The organism is Halorubrum aidingense JCM 13560 (genome assembly GCF_000336995.1).
Lineage (GTDB): Archaea > Halobacteriota > Halobacteria > Halobacteriales > Haloferacaceae > Halorubrum > Halorubrum aidingense.
In genome coordinates this window covers 139,987-157,441 of sequence record NZ_AOJI01000032.1, presented here as the reverse complement: position 1 = coordinate 157,441, position 17,455 = coordinate 139,987, and the positions used below count along the sequence as shown (strand labels likewise).

Below are 17,455 nucleotides of genomic sequence, written 5' to 3'. Positions count from 1 at the left end.
CAGGACGGTAACCAATTGATATGAGTTCACAAGACCATCTGAAGGAGACGAACACCGAGGAGCGCTTCGAGTTCAAGAAGGAGGAGAAGTCCGCCTTCAAAAGCGAGAAGGGACTCACCGAGGAGACGGTCCGCGTCATCTCGGAGGACAAAGACGAGCCGGAGTGGATGCTCGAACGGCGCCTCCGCGCGCTGAAGCACTTCCAGAAGATGCCGATGCCGACGGACTGGCCCGAGGCGCCGGACCTCTCGGAGGTCGACATCGACGAGATCATTCCGTACATCCGCCCCGACATCGACGTGCGCGGCGGCGTCGACGACTGGACGGAGCTGCCCGAGGAGATCAAGGACACCTTCGACAAGCTGGGGATTCCGGAGGCCGAAAAGAACGCGCTCTCCGGCGTCGGGGCCCAGTACGAGTCCGAGATCGTCTACCAGAACATGCAGGAGCGGTGGGAAGAGAAGGGCGTCATCTTCTGTGACATGGACAAGGCGGTCCAGGAGCACGAAGAGCTCGTCAAAGAGTACTTCATGACGAAGGCCGTGCCGCCGAGCGACAACAAGTTCGCAGCGCTGCACGGCGCGATCTGGTCGGGCGGCTCGTTCGTCTACGTCCCCGAGGACACGACGGTCGACATGCCGATCCAGGCGTACTTCCGGATGAACTCCGAGGGGATGGGTCAGTTCGAGCACACGCTCATCATCGCCGAAGAGGGCTCCGAAGTCCACTACATCGAGGGCTGTTCGGCGCCGAAGTACTCGGCGTTCAACCTCCACTCGGGCGGCGTCGAAGTGTTCGTCGGCGAGGACGCTCACGTCCAGTACTCGACGGTGCAGAACTGGTCGAAGAACACGTACAACCTGAACACGAAACGCGCCATCGCCGAGAAGGGCGGGCGCATGGAGTGGATCTCGGGTTCGATGGGGTCGAAGGCGACGATGCTGTACCCCTCGACGATCCTGAAGGGCCGCGGCGCCTCCGACAACCACATCACCATCGCGATGGCCGGCGAGGGCCAGGACATCGATACGGGTGCGAAGGTGTACCACAACGCGCCGGATACCAAATCGACGGTCGAGTCGAAGTCGATCGCGAAGGACGGCGGTCGGACGAACTACCGCGGACTCGTCCACATCGCGGACGGCGCGGAGAACTCCTCGACGGCCGTCGAGTGCGACGCGCTGATGTTCGACAACAAGTCGACGTCGGACACGATGCCGTACATGGAGATCAACGAGTCGAAAGTCGACGTCGCCCACGAGGCGACCGTCGGGAAGATCGGCGACGAGGACATCTTCTACCTGCAGTCGCGCGGGCTGGACGACGACGACGCAAAGCAGATGATCGTTTCGGGCTTCATCGAGCCCATCACGGAAGAGCTACCCATCGAGTACGCCGTCGAGCTCAACCGGCTCGTCGAACTCGAGATGGAGGGCTCGCTCGGATAACATGAGCACGAAAGCAATCGAGAGCCTCTCTGAGGACACGGTACGACGCATCGCCGACGAACGCGACGAGCCCGAGTGGCTCTTGGAGGCCCGTCTCGACGCGCTGGACGCGCTGGAGACGGCGGCGCTGCCGGACGTCATCCAGACGCCGGGGCGACGCTGGACCGACCTGGAAGCGCTCGACTTCGAAGCGCTCGTCGACCCGCTGAACCAGTCGGACGCGACCGAGCGGACGGCCGGCGACGACGAGGTCGTCGTGCTCCCGTTCACGGAGGCGTTCGACGAGTACGGCGACGTCATCGAGGCGAACTTCGGCTCGGTGCTCGACGCCGACCACAACTACCTCACGGCGCTGTCGGTGGCGCTGTTCACGACGGGCACGTTCGTATACGTCCCCGAGGGCGTCGACGTCGAGGACGTGAAGGTCCGCGCGGAGATGAACTCCCGCTCGCTGTTCAGCCAGACGCTCGTCGTCGCCGAGGAGTCCTCCTCGGTGACGATCCTCGAGTCGATCACGTCCGGCGACGGAAGCGGCGAGCGCGTCGACGGCGACCGGTACTTCTCGAACCTCGTCGAGGTCGTCGCGGGCGAGAACGCGAACGTCCAGTTCGGCTCCCTGCAGAACCTCGACGACGACACCTACACCTACTCGCTAAAGCGCGGCGTCACCGACACGTACGCCGCCATCGACTGGATCGAGAGCAACTTCGGCTCGAAGCTCACGCGGTCTGACGTCGAAACCGAACTCAACGGCGACGGCTCCGAGAGCCAGATCGTCGGGACGTTCTTCGGCACCGACGACCAGCACTTCGACATCAACGCCCGCGTCTGGCACCAGGCCGAGCACACGACCGCCGACCTCGTTACGCGCGGCGTGCTCGACGACGTCGCCCGCTCCGTCTACGAGGGCGTTCAGGACGTCGGTGAAGACGCGTGGAACACCTCCAGCTACCAGCGCGAGAACACGCTGATGCTGTCGGACGACGCCGAGGCCGACGCGTCACCGAAGCTTATCATCCACAACCACGACACCGAGGCGTCGCACTCCGCCACGGTCGGTCAGGTCGACGCCGAGGACCTGTTCTACCTGGAGAGCCGCACGATCAACCCCCGGACGGCTCGGAACATGCTCGTCGAGGGGTTCTTCGTGCCCGTCTTCGAGGAGATTGCGGTCGACGAGTTCCGCGACGACGTCGAAGAGCTCGTCGTGGAACGCCTCCAGTAGGCGTCGCGGCTGCGGTCGGTTCGGTGTTTTTTCGATCGGAAGTATCCCGACGAGCGGCACGTCCCGACGAGTGTCCCGACGAGCGGCACGTCCCGACGAGTGTCCCGACGAGCGGCACGTCCCGACGAGTGTCCCGACGAGCGGCACGCCCCGACGAGCGACGCGCAGGCGCCCGAACGCCGCGGAAGGGGAACCCCTTAAGTCGAACGACGCCCGAGATGGCGTGTATGCGAACGGGCGTAACGGACGACGGGTGGTCTCGGTGAGTGTGAGCCAGCGGATTACCTCCGACGACCAACTCGCCCGACTGCTGCAGATCGGGATCGTGTTGGAAGAGGTCGTCGAGGCGCGCGCACACCACCACTACCAGAGCCTCGATGCCGAACTCGACGCGGAGATCGAGGCGCTGCTGGCGGGCGCGGCCGAGGAGTCGGCCGAACACCGCGAGCGATTGGAGTCGCTGATCGAGGGGCTCGGCGTCGACAGCGTCCCGTTCGACGAGATCGAGTCGCTCGTCGACGCCCGATACGGGCGAACGCAGCCGGACGACTTCGACGGCGTGTTGTACGACCAGCTGTGCAACGAAGAGACCGCCTACAAGTTCTACGACGACCTCATCGGGGCGATCGAAGCGTCCGACGCGGAGTTTTCGGTCGACCGCGAGACCCTGCTGGAGACGCTGGAGACGATCCGCGAGGAGGAGGCCGAAGGGGTTAGCGAAGTCACGGAAGTCATGGAGCGACGATGATCGGGACGCACGCGACGCCGACGAGCCGCGGGGCCGATCCGCTGCGGAGCCGAGAGACCGAACTGCCACCGAGCCGGCGAACCGAGCCGATGACGACCGCTGACGGAGGGGAACTGTGAACACCGCAGACCAGTACCTGAAGACAATATACGTCGTACAGCAGCAGGAAGACGGCCCCGCCTCGACCGGATCGATCGCCGACGCGCTCGACGTGAGCCCGGCGAGCGCCAACGAAATGATCGGGAAGCTGGAAGCGCGCGGCCTCGCCGAACACGAGAAGTACAAAGGCGTCCGGCTCACCGACGACGGCATCGTCCGGGCCCGCGACGCGCTCCAGACCTACTGTATCATCGAGCGCTTCCTCGCGAACGTGCTCGGGGTCGAGGAGTTCCGGGCGGAGGCCCGCGAGTTGGAGGCCGTCATCGACGACACGGTCGCCGACCGACTCGACACGATCATCGACCGTCAGCCGGAGTGTCCGGACTGTTTCGACCCCGAGACCGACGCCTGCGCGTGTCTAGAGGTCGCGACCGCGCCGGTCGAACCGGAGCAGTAGCCGAAAAGTAGCGACGAAGCCGCCGATCCGAAGCCCGCGAGACGCCGGACGCTCGGAGAGACGCTCCTTAGACACCCGTCGAGTACCGCAGGATACCCGCGATACCGCCGAACGCGTCGAGCAGCTGCTCGCCCTTCTCGAAGTCCGTCGAGATGAACTTCGTGTCGGTGCCGCGCTGGTCCGCGATGGCCATCAGGTGTTCGATGACGTCCTCGCGCTTCTCGACCGCGGCGTCTTCCCCGCACTCCGCGCACTCGTGTGACGGGGTCGAGTGCCGCGAGTCGACGACTTCGTACTCCTCGTGGCCGTTCGGACACTCGTAAACGACCACGTCGGATCGGAGATCCTCGGAGATGAGCAGCCGGTCGACGGAGCCCATGATCAGGTTGCGGCGGGTCTGTTCGAACCCGTACGTCGCCTCCTCGCCGGTGTGGAGCTTCTCGAAGAACTCGTCCATGTTCCGCTTGTCTTCGACGATCTCCTGATCGGCGAGCGCCTCGCTGGCGTTGTCGACGAGGTCTTTCAGACCCGATTCGTCGGTGTACGCGACGTCGAACTTGCCGAGTACCTTGTCCTGAAGCTCGTGGTGGAGGTAGTCGCCGTCGAGGAATTCGTCTTTGGTCGGGGACGGACCGCCGACGAGGATGCCGTCGAGCTCGTGGCGCTTGTCGACGAACAGGTCGTTGGCCATCCCCGCGACCTCCTGGTAGAAGTTGTCGATCGCTTCGAGCCGGAGACGGGCGAACCGCTGAGCGGACTGGCCCCCCTTGCGCTGCTTGCCGGGGACGAGCGAGGAGGCGGACTTGACGGGCTCGATACGCTTGCCCTTCAGCCAGCCGACGTTGGCCTCGCGGCGGTCCAAGACGATGAGCCCGAACAGCCCCGCGTCCTCCAGCATGTGCTCGAGCGGCTCGGTGAGAAACTCGGAGTCGCAGTGGTAGCGGAACGACTCGACGGGCTGTGGGGGCGACTCCAGCGTCCGGGTGACCATGTCGGTCTGGCCGCCGCCGGCGTTGATCGCCCCCGAGAAGATCACCATCCCGTTCTCCGGCGGGTACGTGTCGTAGTAGCGGAGGCGGTCTTTGATCGACGTCAGCGCGTCTTGAACGGCCGTCCGAGTCTGTTTGGACTTGATGTTGGCCGCCTCGCTGTGTTCCTGGGTGACGTGTGCGACCACGTCAGAGATCTGCCGGTCTTCGGGGATGTAGATGGTGACGAGCTGCGTCCCGGAGCCCTCGAAGTCGCGGAGCTCCTCGATGACCTTGCGGAACTCGTACTTCCGCCGGTCCTCGCTCGCCTCTTGGGCGTCGCTACTCATTACCCGAACTACGGCAGCGTGCGTGTAAGTAAGCTTTGACCTGACGACACCCCGGAGGAGGCGATTTCGCCCGTCTACATCGAGTCCGGGGCCTCGACGCCGAGCACGTCGAGCGCGTTCGCCATCGTGTGTTTCGCGGCCGCGACGAGGGCGACGCGGGCCGCGCGCACGTCGTCGTCTTCGGCGGTCACGACGGGGCACTCCCGGTAGAACGCGTTGTAGGCGTCGGCGAACTCGCGGGTGAACGTGGCGATCGTGTGCGGCTCCAAGTCGTCGGCCGCCGACTCGATCGCAGCCGGGAACCGGGCGACTTCGCGGAGGAGCGCACGGGCCTCGTCGGTCGCCAGCGCCGACGCGTCGACGTCTAGGGCAGATCCCGTCGCGGGCACCTCGATGCCCGCCGAGGCCGCCTCCTCGAGGATGCCACAACAGCGCGCGTGGACGTACTGGACGAACGGGGCCGACTGCCCCTCGAAGTCGAGCGCGTCCTCCCACTCGAAGGTGATCGCCTTCGCGGGCTGTTTCGAGACGATGTCGTACCGGACCGCGCCGATACCGACCTGATGCGCGATGCGCTCGACGTCCGCCTCGGTGAGGTCGTCGTCGCGGATGCGGTCGTCCATCCGGGTTTCGACCGCCTCGCGGGCGCGATCGATCGCCTCGTCGAGCAGGTCGTCGAGCATCACGCCCGTCCCGCGACGGGTGGACATCTTCCCGTCGGGGAGGTTCACGTACGAGTAGATGACGTGCCCGAGTCGGTCGACGTCGTTGCCGAGCAGCTCCAGAGTCGCGTCGAGCTGATCGGCCTGCAGCTTGTGGTCCTCGCCGAGGACGGTGACCGCGCGGTCGTAGTTCGCGAACTTCCACTCGTGGTGGGCCAGGTCGCGGGTGGTGTAGAGGCTCGTGTCGTCGGAGCGCAGGAACACGAGGTTCTTGTCGATTCCCCAGTCGTCGAGCTCCAACTGCCAGGCGTCCTCCTCGTAGACGGCCTGATCGGTCTCTTTGAGCCGGGCCGCCACGTCCTCCGTCGACCCGTCGCGCATGAACTGCGTCTCCTTGACGAACGCGTCGAACTCCGCGGGAAGCCGCGCGAGACACTCCTTCATCCCGCCGAGCACCGTGTCGACGACCTCGCCGACGCGCTCGTACGTCTCCTCGTCGCCGGCCTCGAGACCCTGGAGGATGGCGGCGATTTCCTCCTCTGCGGCGTCGGCGTCCGCTGGGTCCGCCTCCTCCAAGTAGGCGTTCCCCTTGCGATAGTACCTGACGAGGTCGTACTCGGCGCGGTCCCGGGCGGGCTCGTCGTCGAGATCGGACTCGTCGAACCGCTCGTACGCCCACGTGAACACCGCCATCTGGCGGCCCGCGTCGTTGACGTAGTAGTGGCGGTCGACGTCGTAGCCCGCGTACTCCATGAGGTTCGCGACGGCGTCGCCGACGATCGGGTTGCGCGCCCGGCCGACGTGGACCGGACCGGTCGGGTTCGCGCTCGTGTGCTCGACGACGACGGAGGTGTCTCGGTCGGGGAGCGCGCCGTATCCCGCGTCGGTCGCGGAGGCGTCGAGAGTGTCGGCGAAGTACCGCTCGGTGACGTGGAAGTTGACGTACGGGCCGGCGGTGTCGACGGCGCCGAGGTAGTCGTAGCCGTCGGTGTCGACCGCGTTCGCGACGTCGGCGGCCACGCTCGGCGGCGCGGCGCCGACCTCGCCCGCGAGTCGGAAGGCGACGCTGGAGGCGAGCGTCGCGTCCATGTCGTCGGGCGGGCGTTCGATGCCGAGGTCGTCGGTCGGGAGGTCGAGCGAGGCGAGCGCGTCGCCGAGGGCGTCGGCCACCTCCGACCGGAACTGCCTGAACATACCGTCCGTTCGTCGGTCGGCCTAAAAGGCCCTTCCGAAGCGGCGCGCGGGAGAGGTCGTGGGGAATACCCGAACGACCTGAAACAGCGGTGGCGCGTTCCGGTGAGCGCCGCAACGCGGCGCGAATCCGAGCGCGAGGGAGTCGGACCGACGCAGCTGCGTCGGTCCGACGAGGCTGGGGAGGCGTGAGGCTGCGGTGCGGGGTGGCCCTCAGGGCGTTCACCGCCGATCTGTGATCAATCACTTATAACCAAACGACCGGGACTTCGAAGACCGTCGACCCGCTGCCACTCACTTATAAATAAACAGTCGAGCCGTCGGAAGCGACCGCCACCGCTCCACCGGCACTCGCGCACATCGCGAACGCACAACCGACCGCTCCCTATTCCACGATCTCGTCGATCAGTTCGCGTGCGCTCCGTCGAACGGCCTCGTCGCTCTCGATCGACGGCTCCCAGCCCAGGTCGGCGAGCCGCTCGATCGACAGGCGCATCTTCGGCACGTCGCCGGTCCACCCGCGGTCGCCGCCGGTGTACGCGTACGCGGGGTCGATGCCCAGCTCGTCGCTGACGATGTCGGCGATGGCCGTGACCGACGTGGTCGTCCGCGTCCCGAGGTTGTAGACGTTCAGGTCGTCGTCCGCGTGCTCGACGACGTGCTGGATGGCGTCGACGCACTCCGAGACGTGCATGTACGACTTCTCCTGGCGGCCGTCACCGAGGATCACCAGTTCGGTCGGGTCCGCGTCGAGCTTCTCGATGAAGTCGGGGATCACGTTCCCTCGCTGGTGGGGGCCGACGATGTTCGCGAACCGGAACACCCACGACTGGATCCCGTACGAGTGCGCGTGCGTCGAGATCAGCGCCTCGTCGGCGAGCTTCGAGGCGCCGTAGATCGAGATCGGTTCGAGCGGGGCGTGGTTTTCGGGCGTCGGGCGGGGCGCCTCGCCGTACACGGTCGAAGAGGAGGTGAAGGCGAACCGGTCGACGCCGACCTCGCGCATCCGGTCGAGCACGTTGTACGTCATCGCCGTGTTCGCCTCGAACAGCTCGCGGTCGTCGTCGTAGTTGGTGTCGGTGTACGCGGCGAAGTGGAAGACGACGTCGAGGTCGGCGGTGACCGCCTCCGCGACGGCGTCGGGGTCCGTCAGGTCGGCTTCGACGAAGTCGGCGCCGTCGGGCACCCGGTCGCGCTCGCCCTTCGAGAGGTCGTCGGCGACGCGGACCGACGCGCCGCGGTCGAGGAGCCGCGCGGCGAGGTGGCTCCCGACGAGGCCGGCGCCGCCCGTGACGAGGACGTGCGAATCGGTGAGGTCCATACGGCTCACTGAGGGGGCGGCCAATTAGTACGTGCGGAATCGGATCGAGACCGGAGCCGATCGAGGCGAGGCCGGAGTCGATCGGGAATAAACGGGTGACTGCGGACGGGCGGTAGGTGTCGCCAACGTCCCACCCATCCGCGCCGCTCCGCTCCGCGCCTCACGCCTCCCCAGCCTCGTCGGACCGACGCAGCTGCGTCGGTCCGACTCCCTCGCGCTCGGTTCGCGCCTTTAAAAGGCGCTCACCGGAGCGCGCCGCCGCACAGCGGGCCAATAGCTGTACGATCGAAGGGATTGAGAACGGATTGCAAACGGATTTTTGATCTCACAGCCCCTCTCTGCCGCCCTCCTGCGCGAGGATGACGACCATCGAGAGTCCGGAGATGACGAGCAGGATGAGCGTGGGGACGACCGCGTACTGGTACAGCGCCGTCTCCTGTGCGCGCCAGATCTGCGTGACGATCGTCTCGAAGCCGGAGGGGCGGAGGATGAGGGTGACCGGAAGCTCCTTCATCGTCGTGAGGAAGACGAGGGCCGCGCCGGCGACGATCCCGGAGCGAGTGAGCGGGAACGTGACGCGCCGAAACGCGCCCATCGACGACTCGCCGAGGGTGCGGCTCGCCTCGATCAACCGCGGGTCTACCCCGAGGATCGCGGTCCGCGTCGAGCCGACGACCTGCGGGAGGAAGCGGACGACGTACGCGAACACCAAAAGTGGGAGCGTCTGGTAGATCCACGGGAGGTACCCCGAGCCGAAGTACACCAGCGCGAGCGCGAGCACGATCCCCGGCACGGCGAACCCGACGTACGTCGCCCGCTCGAACAGCGTCGCCAGCGGCGAGTCGTTCGTCGCGGCGAAGTAGGCGACGGGGATGGCCGCCAGCGCGGCCGCGAGGGCGGCCGCCGCCGCGACCGACACCGAGTTGACGACTTGGACCCACTCGAACGCCATCGACGGGCGGCGGCCGGCGTCAGAGCGGAGGAGCCACAACAGCAGGATCCAGAGGGGGACGAGGAGCGCGACCGCCGACACCGACGCGGGGAGGAGCGTCGCCGGCCAGCGCCACCGACCCAGCCGCACGAGGCGGTCGGCGCTGCCGGCGTCGTCGCCGTGCGTGTCCCGGTTCGACCGAACCAACCACTCCAAGGCGAGCACGACGAGGACGACCGCGAGCAGTTGGAGGGAGAGCAGCGCGGCGTAGTCGCGACCGAACGAGTTGTACTCCACGTAGATCTGACGGGTGAACACCGGGAGTCGCATGATCGACGGCGTGCCGAAGTCCGACACGGCGTACAGCGCCGCCAACAGCGACCCGGCGGCGATCGCCGGTCGGATCACGGGGAGGGTCACGCGGCGGAACGCCTCGAACCGCCCGTGGTTCAGCGTCCGGGCCGCCTCGATAAGCGTCGTGTCGAACGAGAGCAGGGCGGCACGGGTCGTCAGGTAGACGTACGGGTACGTGTAGAGGGCGATGACGAGGATCGCGCCCGGCAGACCGTACACGTCGGGGAGCCGCTCGATCCCGAGCGGGGCGAGCACGTCGTGGAACTCGCCGCGAGGGCCGAACGCGGAGACGAACGCGAACGCGCCGACGTAGCTGGGCACCACGAGCGGGAGCGCGGCGACGACGGACCAGAACCGGCGGAACGGGAGGTCGGTCCGGGCCGTCAGGTACGCCAGCGGGACGCCCAACAGGATCGAGAGCGCCGTGACGCCGGCCATCAGAAGCAGGCTGTTGGCGATCACCTCGGCCGTCGCCGCGCTGAAGAGCAGGTCGCTCGCGCGCGACCGCTCGACGGTGACGGCCTCGATCACCAGCCACGCGAGCGGAAACACCATCGTCCCCGCGATGGCCGCCGACAACAGGGTCAGCCCCAGCGGTAAGCGGTCGTCGCCGTCGGTGAGCGCGTCGCGGATCCGGCGTGTCCAGCTCATGGTCCGGGAAGCGGAATGCTTGGTGGCGGAAGGGCGCACCGACCGTTAGCAGTTCCGATCCCGTCGTCGCTCGGGTCCGACGGATATAATACTTTAGGGTGGCCTAAACACGCCATGGAACTGACGCGGCGCGACGCGGCGGCCGCGCTGCTGTCTCTTATACACATCTCTGATGGNGACGATGACGCCGGGAACGGCGACGCCGCCGGCGACGAGGACTCGCTCCCCGACGACGAGACCGTCCGCGCCTCGATGGCCGCGGTCGCGGCGGTCGTTTATCCCGACGAACTCACCGGCGTCGACTCGTTCGTCGACCGCTTTCTCGACGGCCGGCTCGACGGATCGAGCCGCGCCGCCGGGCTCCGGGAGACCGTCGCCGCGCTCGACGACGCCGGCCGTTCGTGGCACGGCGCGCCGGTCACCGAGCTTTCCGAGAGCGACCGCGACGGACTGCTCCGCGAGATCGGCGCCGACACCGCCGAGGAGGACCGCGACGGCACGCTCGCCGAGCGGGTGCGGTACCACGTCGTCAACGAGCTGCTGCTGGCGCTGTACGCCTCGCCGACCGGCGGCGAGCTGGTGGGCTTAGAGAACCCGCAGGGACACCCCGGTGGAACCGAGAGCTACCGACGGGGGTCGCCGTGAGCGCGGAGGACGGCGTCGACCGCTCGCCGGTGCCGGACGCGGACGTCTGTGTCGTCGGCGCGGGACCGGCCGGGGCGTTGGTCGCCGACCGCCTCGCCGGCGATCACGAGGTGGTCGTCCTCGACGCCGGCCCGCGATTCGACCCCGCGGACCGCCTCGCACGCCAGGAACGGGCGATCCGGCCGAGCGACGACCGGCCCGCGGTGTGGGACGGCGGCGGCGAGCGCGACGCCCACGAGAACTCCGGCGAGCGGTTCTACCCGCTGAACCACGCCCGCGTCAAGGGGATCGGCGGGTCGACGCTCCACTGGCAGGGGATGGTGATGCGGCTCCACGAGGACGATTTCAACTCGGGAACGGAGCGCGGCGTCGGCCCCGACTGGCCCATCGACTACGCGGACCTCCGGCCGTACTACGCCGAGGCCGAACGGGAGATCGGCGTCGCCGGCGGCAGCGGCGTCGACAACCCCTACGCGCCGCCGCGGGAGGAGCCGCATCCGATGCCACCGTTCGAGCCGTCCTACAGCGACTCGCTGTTCGCGGAGGCCTGCGAGGAGCTGGGGATCGACATGCACTCGGTGCCGAACGCGCGCAACTCCGAGCCGTACGACGACCGGTCCGCCTGCGTCGGGTACGGGACGTGCCAGCCCGTCTGTCCCGCCCGCGCGAAGTACGACGCGACCGTCCACATCGAGCGCGCGGAGGGGAAGGGCGCGACCGTCATCGACCGCGCGCCGGTCCAGCGGCTGGATCACGAGGCCGACCGCGTGACGGCCGCGGTGTACGCGACGCCCGACGGCGAGGAGCACAGACAGGAAGCCGAGTCCTTCGTCGTCGCCTGCGGCGGGGTGGAGACGCCGCGGCTCCTCCTCCTCTCCGACTCCGAGACGTACCCCGACGGGCTGGCGAACTCCAGCGGCCACGTCGGGGAGTTCTTCATGGACCACCTGTTCGCGGGCGCCGGCGGCGTCCTCGACGAGCCGACTCGACAGAATCACGTCGGCTTCTACACGAGCGGGTCGGACCAGTTCTACGACGACGCCGACGAAGAGCTCGCCCCGTTCAAACTGGAGTTTTTCAACTACGCCGGCCCCTCGCCGGTCGAGTTGGCGCTGACCGGCGACGACTGGGGCGACGAGCTGCTCGACCGCCTCCGCGACAGCTACGGGACGCACGTGGCGGTGGGCGGGCTCGTCGAACAGCGCCCCCGATCGGAGAGCTACATCGGGCTGGATCCCGACCGCACCGACGACCGCGGCAACCCGGTTCCCGACATCCACTGGAGCGTCGACGACCGGGCGCTCCGGACCATCGAGCGCGCCAACGAGATCCAACGAGCGATCCTGGAGGAACTGGGCGCGGAGATCGAGTGGGTCGCCGGTCCCGACGCGACCGGACCCGCGTACCACCACATGGGTACCACCCGGATGAGCGCGGACCCCGACGCCGGCGTGGTCGACGCCGACTGCCGGACCCACGACCTCGACAACTGCTGGATCGCGTCAAGCTCGGTGTTCCCCACCGGTGGCGCGATGAACCCCACGCTCACGATCGCCGCGCTCGCGCTTCGGGTCGCAGACGACGTGGAACGCCGGCTCTGATTTGTTTTAGGTAAACCTAAAAACTCAAGTGCGTGGGGTGGTGCTGTGAGAGTAATGAGTGGATCACTCACCGCGAACGGGTCGGCCGACGGCGTCGACGAGGCGGAGGACGGAGCGGCAACCGACGGCGACGCGACGACCGCAGCGAGTGGCGCAGACGGGGAGCGCTACACCTTCGACGACGTCAGCGTCGTGATGGGGACGTACAACGAGGAGGAGGCGATCGGAACCGTCCTCGCCGACGTCGAGGACGTCACCGACGGGCGCGCCGAGGTCGTCTGCGTCGACGGCTCCTCGGACCGGACGCCGGAGATCGCCCGCGAACACGGCGCGCGCGTGATCGAACAGGAGCCGCAGGGGTACGGCGTCGCCGTCCGCGAGGCGATCCTCGCGCCCGACCGGCCGATCGTCGTCACGACCGACTGCGACGACACCTACCCGATGGAGCAGCTGCCGGAGTTCCTCGCGGAGATCAACGACGGCGCGGACGTGGTGAGCGGCGACCGGCTCTACCACGGCGCGAAGGCGATGCCGGCGTTCAACCGCCTCGGAAACCACGCGTTCGCAGCGGTCGCCTCGCTCCTGATGGGCGAGCGTGTCCACGACACCACTACGGGCATGCGCGCGTATCGGCGCGAGGTCGTCGAGGAGATCGGCTGGACCGAGAACACCGGGCTCTCCGCCGAGCTCCTGATCCGACCGCTGATGCGCGGCTACGACGTGCGCGAGCGTCCGATCGCCTACGCCGAGCGGCTCGGCGACACGAAGCTCGACCCGATCGGCGGCGGCGTCGCCATCGCGAAGTCGATCGTCACCGTCTGTCTCGAAGAGCAGCTTCGGCGGTTCTGAGGGCGTTTCGCCCTCGACGCTGACCCCGGACGGCGGTCCGGACGGACACTGTGGGCACAGTGGACCGCCGCCGGCGACGTTTTTACACTCGTGAGCGGCGGCGCTGATTATTTATAAATAACCGTACGGATGCGGTCGGCGCGCGCCTGCGAGCGGCCGCCGTCGGCGGCCGCGAGGCAGCACGCGCGAGGGAGTCGCTGGCTCCCGGAGCGAAGCGGAGGGTGCCAGCGACGAGGTTGGGGAGGCGTGAGGCAGCGGTTGCGGTCCGGGGCGGGACTCAAAGGGGCAGTCGCGAGGCCGCAGTAGGCGACGTAAGCACCGCAGCGAACAGCGCGAGCGGGGAGCACAGCGAGCGTACTGCGGCCTCGCGGCTGGGGCTTTGGAGATGTTCGCCGCCGATCTACTGACGGCCATTTATAAACGATCGGCTGGGGATTTAGGGGTGTCAACCGCCGATCTGCTGGCAACTATTTATAAGAAGTCGACGTATCAGTCGCTCGCCTCGGCGTCCGTCTCGAAGACGACCCACTCCGCGTGGGCGTCCGGATTGTCGGGGAGGTAGGTGCCTTCGGTCCCGCACTCCGTGACGAGCCGGCAGACAGAGCGCTCCGGCGGCCAGACCGCCTCAACGCCCTCATCCGTCGCCCGAACCGTCGCCTCTTGACGGTACGTGAACGTCGATCCCGCGGGGTCGACGAGCGTCACGGTCACGATGACCTCGTCGCCCGCGGGATCGATCGGGACCGTCGCGTTCGGGGCCGTCGAGTTCGGGGAACCGGTCAGCCGCGCGCCGTCGGGCGTCAGCGACCAACCGACCGCGAGCGAGCCGTCGGGATCGGTCACGTCGTACGTCACGCGGTCGGCGGTGTCGGCGGCATCGGCACCCTCGGCACCGTCACCCCCCGCTCCGCGTACGGTCTCCAGTCGCACCCGCGCGCGGTCGACGCGCTCGGGAACGCCGACGGTCGTCGTCGCGTCGATCCGCGCCCCCTCGCGCACGTCGAGCGCTTCGAGCTTCGGGGCGACGTGCTGGTCGGGGTTCGGCGTCCACTCGCCCCGATACGCGTAGCGGTGGTGGTCGCGGTCGGGGTACGCGTCGATCACCGCGAAGTCCTCCTCCGGGTCGCGGTCGAGCGCGTACACGACCTCGCCGTCCAGCCCGGGATCGTTCCGGAGCGGCTGGAACGGGTGACTGAGCCACTCGCCGTACGGGGTCGGGACGAACACGAGATCGTTCTCGAACGTCGCCGCCTCGATCGGCTCGTAGGCCGCCTCGTGTTTGTCGGCCTGCGCCGCGTGCCGATCGAGCGGCGTCTCGACCGCCGCGACAGCACCGAGGGCCCCGCCGAGGACGACGAGGACCACCGCAGCGGCGACGACCGCACGCGCGGTTCGCGGGGCGACGCGGGACGCGAGCCGGCGGCGGAGCATCCCGAGCCACCGACCGCCGGCGACGACGGCGACCCCGCCGAACACCGACAGCGGGACGAGGAGATCGAAGTGGTAGAACGGACCGAACCCCGCGATCAGTCCGTTGGTCGGGTCCGAAAACGTCGCGAGGAGGTTGTTCGTGCCCCAGAAGAACAGGTTTCCGACCACGACCGCCGCGGCGACGCCCGCGAGGAGGAGCCCGGCCGTCCGCTCGAAGCGGCGGTCGGAGAACCCTTCGGAGACGCCGTCGCCCTCGTCGTCGCTATCGCTATCGGCTCCGACCGCGCGTTCTCCCGCCAGCCAGCGCCACGCGGCCAGCCCACCGCCCGCGAGCGCGAGCACCGTGCCGAGAGGTCCGGCGACGACCCACCGCGTGGCGAGGTACCAGAGCGCGTAGCCGTTCGACCGGAGCGCCAGTTCCGGGGTGTACTCCTCAACGTGGCCGAGGATACGTCGCTCGCCGAATCCGGGCCCGTCCATCGGGGCGAACGCCTCGTACGGAAACGTCAGCGGAGAGCCGGTCACGCGGAGGTTGTACGCGAGGGTGACGCCGACGAACAGCGTCCCGAACAGCGCCGTGAGACCGTGGCAGCGAACCGGGTCAGGAAGCGAGAGGCGGCCCGTAGACCAGATCGCAGACCGGCCCGCGGACACGACTCGGACAAGCGCGTGAACGATGAACGGCGCCGCGAACAGCACCGCCGTGAACGGCCGGGCGAAGAACGCGAGCCCGATCGCGACCCCTGCGACCCCGGCCGCCGGAAGCGATCCGTCGCGAACGCTCCTGAGGTACGCGACCGCGAACAGCAGGTTCAGAAACGTCGTGGGCGCGTACGGGAGGAAAACCGAAGACGTGACGACGGCCATCGGCGAGGCCGCGAAGAGGACGGCGGCCGCGAAACCGATCCGTCGGTCGAAGACGGTCGATCCGAGCAGGTACACGAGCGCGGCGTTGCCCGCGGCGACGACCGCGAGCGTCACCCGCGGCTCGCCGAACAGCGCCATCGAAACGGCGTACATCGCGGCCGGCACGGGGCTGTACTTCGGATAGAGCCGCCCGTCGTCCTCGATGAAAAACCACGGGTGGAACGCGTCGGCGAGCGCGCCGGCGTGGATCTCCAGTTGCCCGGAGAGCAGCAGCGCGGCCTGCATGAGGTACACCCCCTCGTCGTGGTTAGTCGAGTGGTGCGCGAAAACGGTCGCGGCGATCGCGAAGGTGAGGACCCCGGAGGCGACCGCGACGAGACAGGCCGCCAGCGTCAGCCGGTCGGCCCCTGCGAGACGGGCGCGGCCGCGGCTCGCGAGTCGACGGGCCGATCGGCGCGGGCGAAACGAGTCTAGACGAAAGGTCACGGGAGTCGCTGACGAGCGCCTATACGTCGACGCCGGCCTCGCGCATGAGGTCGATCGTCGGTTCGAGGTCGGACAGCTGTGTCAGGTCGATGTCGGGCACGTCGAGCTCGTCGATCGTCGGCAGGTCGCCCACGGGTTCGACGTCGGGGATCAGCGGGTACTCGAACGTCGACCGCGCGAAGTAGTCCTGCGCTTCGGCCGACAGCAGGTGACGGACGAAGTTCTCCGCGAGGGTCGCGTCGCTCGCGGTGTCCACGACCGCGGCGCCGGCGACGTTGAACACCGCCCCGGCGTCGCCGCTGGTGAAGGCGGTGTCGATCGACGCCTCGGCGCTGCCGTCGAGGACGCGCTGGATGTAGTAGTGGTTCGTGAACGCGGCGTCGACCTCGCCGTCGGCGACCCCCTGACAGGCGGCGAACTCGTCGGGGTAGCTGGTGATCCCCGACTCGACGACCGATTCCAGCCACTCCAGCGTGGCGTCTTCGCCCTCGATCAGTCGCATCGCGGTGACGAACGCCTGGCAGGAGCCGTACGACGGCGCCCAACCGAGGGTGCCCGCGAACTCCTCCGGGTACGCCATGATGTCGTCCGGGATATCGTCCGCGGAGAACGCCTCGGTGTTGTACGGCACGGTGCGCGCGCGCCCCGACGTGCCGATCCACTGGTCGGTTCGGAACTCCGAGCGGACCATGTCGGTGACGTCCGAGGAGAGCGACTGCGTGCGCCCCTCGTCGGCGAGCGCGCCGAGCGAACCCGCGTTGACCGAGTAGAACACGTCGGCCGGCGAGCCGTCGCCCTCGTTGACGATCGCGTTCACGTGGTCGGTCGAGCCGGCGTATCGAACGGTCAGGTCGAAGTCGTCGTACAGGCCCTCGATGTACTCGATAAGCTCGCCCACGAGGAACTCACCGCGACCGGAGTAGACAGTGAGTTCGCCCGACAGGTCGGGCATCTCGGACATCGACGTGCCGCCGGGCGCGTCACGCCCCGCACGGCCGGAGCCGATCTGGCCGATCGATCCCTCGGCGTCGCCGTCGCCGCTTTCGCCGTCGCTGCCGCTGTCGTCGTCGCCCGTACAGCCGGCGAGCCCGGCGACGCCGAGCGCGCCCGTCGCGGCGAGGAATCGCCGGCGGTCTACGTCGTTTGGTATATTGATGGCCATGTGTTTTAG

13 protein-coding genes are annotated in these 17,455 nt (G+C 68.2%); 7 read left to right on the top strand and 6 right to left on the bottom strand.

All coding sequences use genetic code 11. The annotated features are described in order from the left end of the window. Positions 1 to 20: 20 nt before the first annotated feature. The 4 genes from sufB to C461_RS13770 all read left to right on the top strand — a co-directional run bounded on the left by sufB (position 21) and on the right by C461_RS13770 (position 3,977). The gene (gene sufB, locus C461_RS13785) at positions 21 to 1,448 is read left to right on the top strand and encodes a Fe-S cluster assembly protein SufB (RefSeq protein ID WP_008002241.1); all 1,428 of its coding nucleotides are present in this window, start codon (positions 21 to 23) and stop codon (positions 1,446 to 1,448) included. A 1-nt stretch (position 1,449) separates the two neighbouring features. Next, complete coding sequence (gene sufD, locus C461_RS13780; protein WP_008002239.1) at positions 1,450 to 2,673, top strand: Fe-S cluster assembly protein SufD; 1,224 nt, start codon at positions 1,450 to 1,452, stop codon at positions 2,671 to 2,673. Positions 2,674 to 2,935: 262 nt separating this feature from the next. Next, positions 2,936 to 3,421 (top strand): hypothetical protein, encoded by a 486-nt coding sequence (locus C461_RS13775; protein ID WP_008002237.1) that lies wholly within the window; start codon positions 2,936 to 2,938, stop codon positions 3,419 to 3,421. Between the two features lie 115 nt (positions 3,422 to 3,536). Next, positions 3,537 to 3,977, top strand: coding sequence for a metal-dependent transcriptional regulator (locus C461_RS13770; protein ID WP_008002235.1), 441 nt, complete (start codon positions 3,537 to 3,539; stop codon positions 3,975 to 3,977). Between the two features lie 67 nt (positions 3,978 to 4,044). Here the strand turns inward: C461_RS13770 and prf1 are convergent, their stop codons facing one another. The 4 genes from prf1 to C461_RS13750 form a co-directional block, all read right to left on the bottom strand. Beyond that, positions 4,045 to 5,295, bottom strand: coding sequence for a peptide chain release factor aRF-1 (gene prf1, locus C461_RS13765; protein WP_008002233.1), 1,251 nt, complete (start codon positions 5,293 to 5,295; stop codon positions 4,045 to 4,047). Between the two features lie 74 nt (positions 5,296 to 5,369). Further along, positions 5,370 to 7,151, bottom strand: coding sequence for an arginine--tRNA ligase (argS, locus tag C461_RS13760; protein WP_008002231.1), 1,782 nt, complete (start codon positions 7,149 to 7,151; stop codon positions 5,370 to 5,372). A 382-nt stretch (positions 7,152 to 7,533) separates the two neighbouring features. Beyond that, positions 7,534 to 8,469, bottom strand: coding sequence for an NAD-dependent epimerase/dehydratase family protein (locus tag C461_RS13755; protein ID WP_008002229.1), 936 nt, complete (start codon positions 8,467 to 8,469; stop codon positions 7,534 to 7,536). A gap of 325 nt (positions 8,470 to 8,794) precedes the next feature. Beyond that, positions 8,795 to 10,405, bottom strand: a complete 1,611-nt coding sequence (locus tag C461_RS13750; protein WP_008002227.1) for an ABC transporter permease — start codon at positions 10,403 to 10,405, stop codon at positions 8,795 to 8,797. Positions 10,406 to 10,519: 114 nt separating this feature from the next. Between C461_RS13750 and C461_RS13745 the strand changes: the two genes are divergently transcribed. The 3 genes from C461_RS13745 (at position 10,520) to C461_RS13735 (ending at position 13,500) form a co-directional block, all read left to right on the top strand. Beyond that, positions 10,520 to 11,050 carry a gluconate 2-dehydrogenase subunit 3 family protein gene (locus C461_RS13745; protein ID WP_008002225.1) on the top strand — a complete coding sequence of 177 codons (531 nt, stop codon included), beginning with the start codon at positions 10,520 to 10,522 and terminating at the stop codon, positions 11,048 to 11,050. Further along, positions 11,047 to 12,651, top strand: coding sequence for a GMC family oxidoreductase (locus C461_RS13740; RefSeq protein ID WP_008002223.1), 1,605 nt, complete (start codon positions 11,047 to 11,049; stop codon positions 12,649 to 12,651). The genes C461_RS13745 and C461_RS13740 overlap by 4 nt, the downstream gene beginning before the upstream one ends. 195 nt (positions 12,652 to 12,846) lie before the next feature. After that, complete coding sequence (locus tag C461_RS13735) at positions 12,847 to 13,500, top strand: dolichyl-phosphate hexose transferase (protein ID WP_239639124.1); 654 nt, start codon at positions 12,847 to 12,849, stop codon at positions 13,498 to 13,500. A 489-nt stretch (positions 13,501 to 13,989) separates the two neighbouring features. Here the strand turns inward: C461_RS13735 and C461_RS13730 are convergent, their stop codons facing one another. After that, a complete protein-coding gene (locus tag C461_RS13730; protein WP_008002220.1) occupies positions 13,990 to 16,284 on the bottom strand; it encodes a DUF7846 domain-containing protein in 2,295 nt (764 codons plus the stop codon). Between the two features lie 19 nt (positions 16,285 to 16,303). Next, positions 16,304 to 17,446 carry an extracellular solute-binding protein gene (locus C461_RS13725; RefSeq protein ID WP_008002218.1) on the bottom strand — a complete coding sequence of 381 codons (1,143 nt, stop codon included), beginning with the start codon at positions 17,444 to 17,446 and terminating at the stop codon, positions 16,304 to 16,306. Between the last annotated feature and the right edge of the window lie 9 nt (positions 17,447 to 17,455).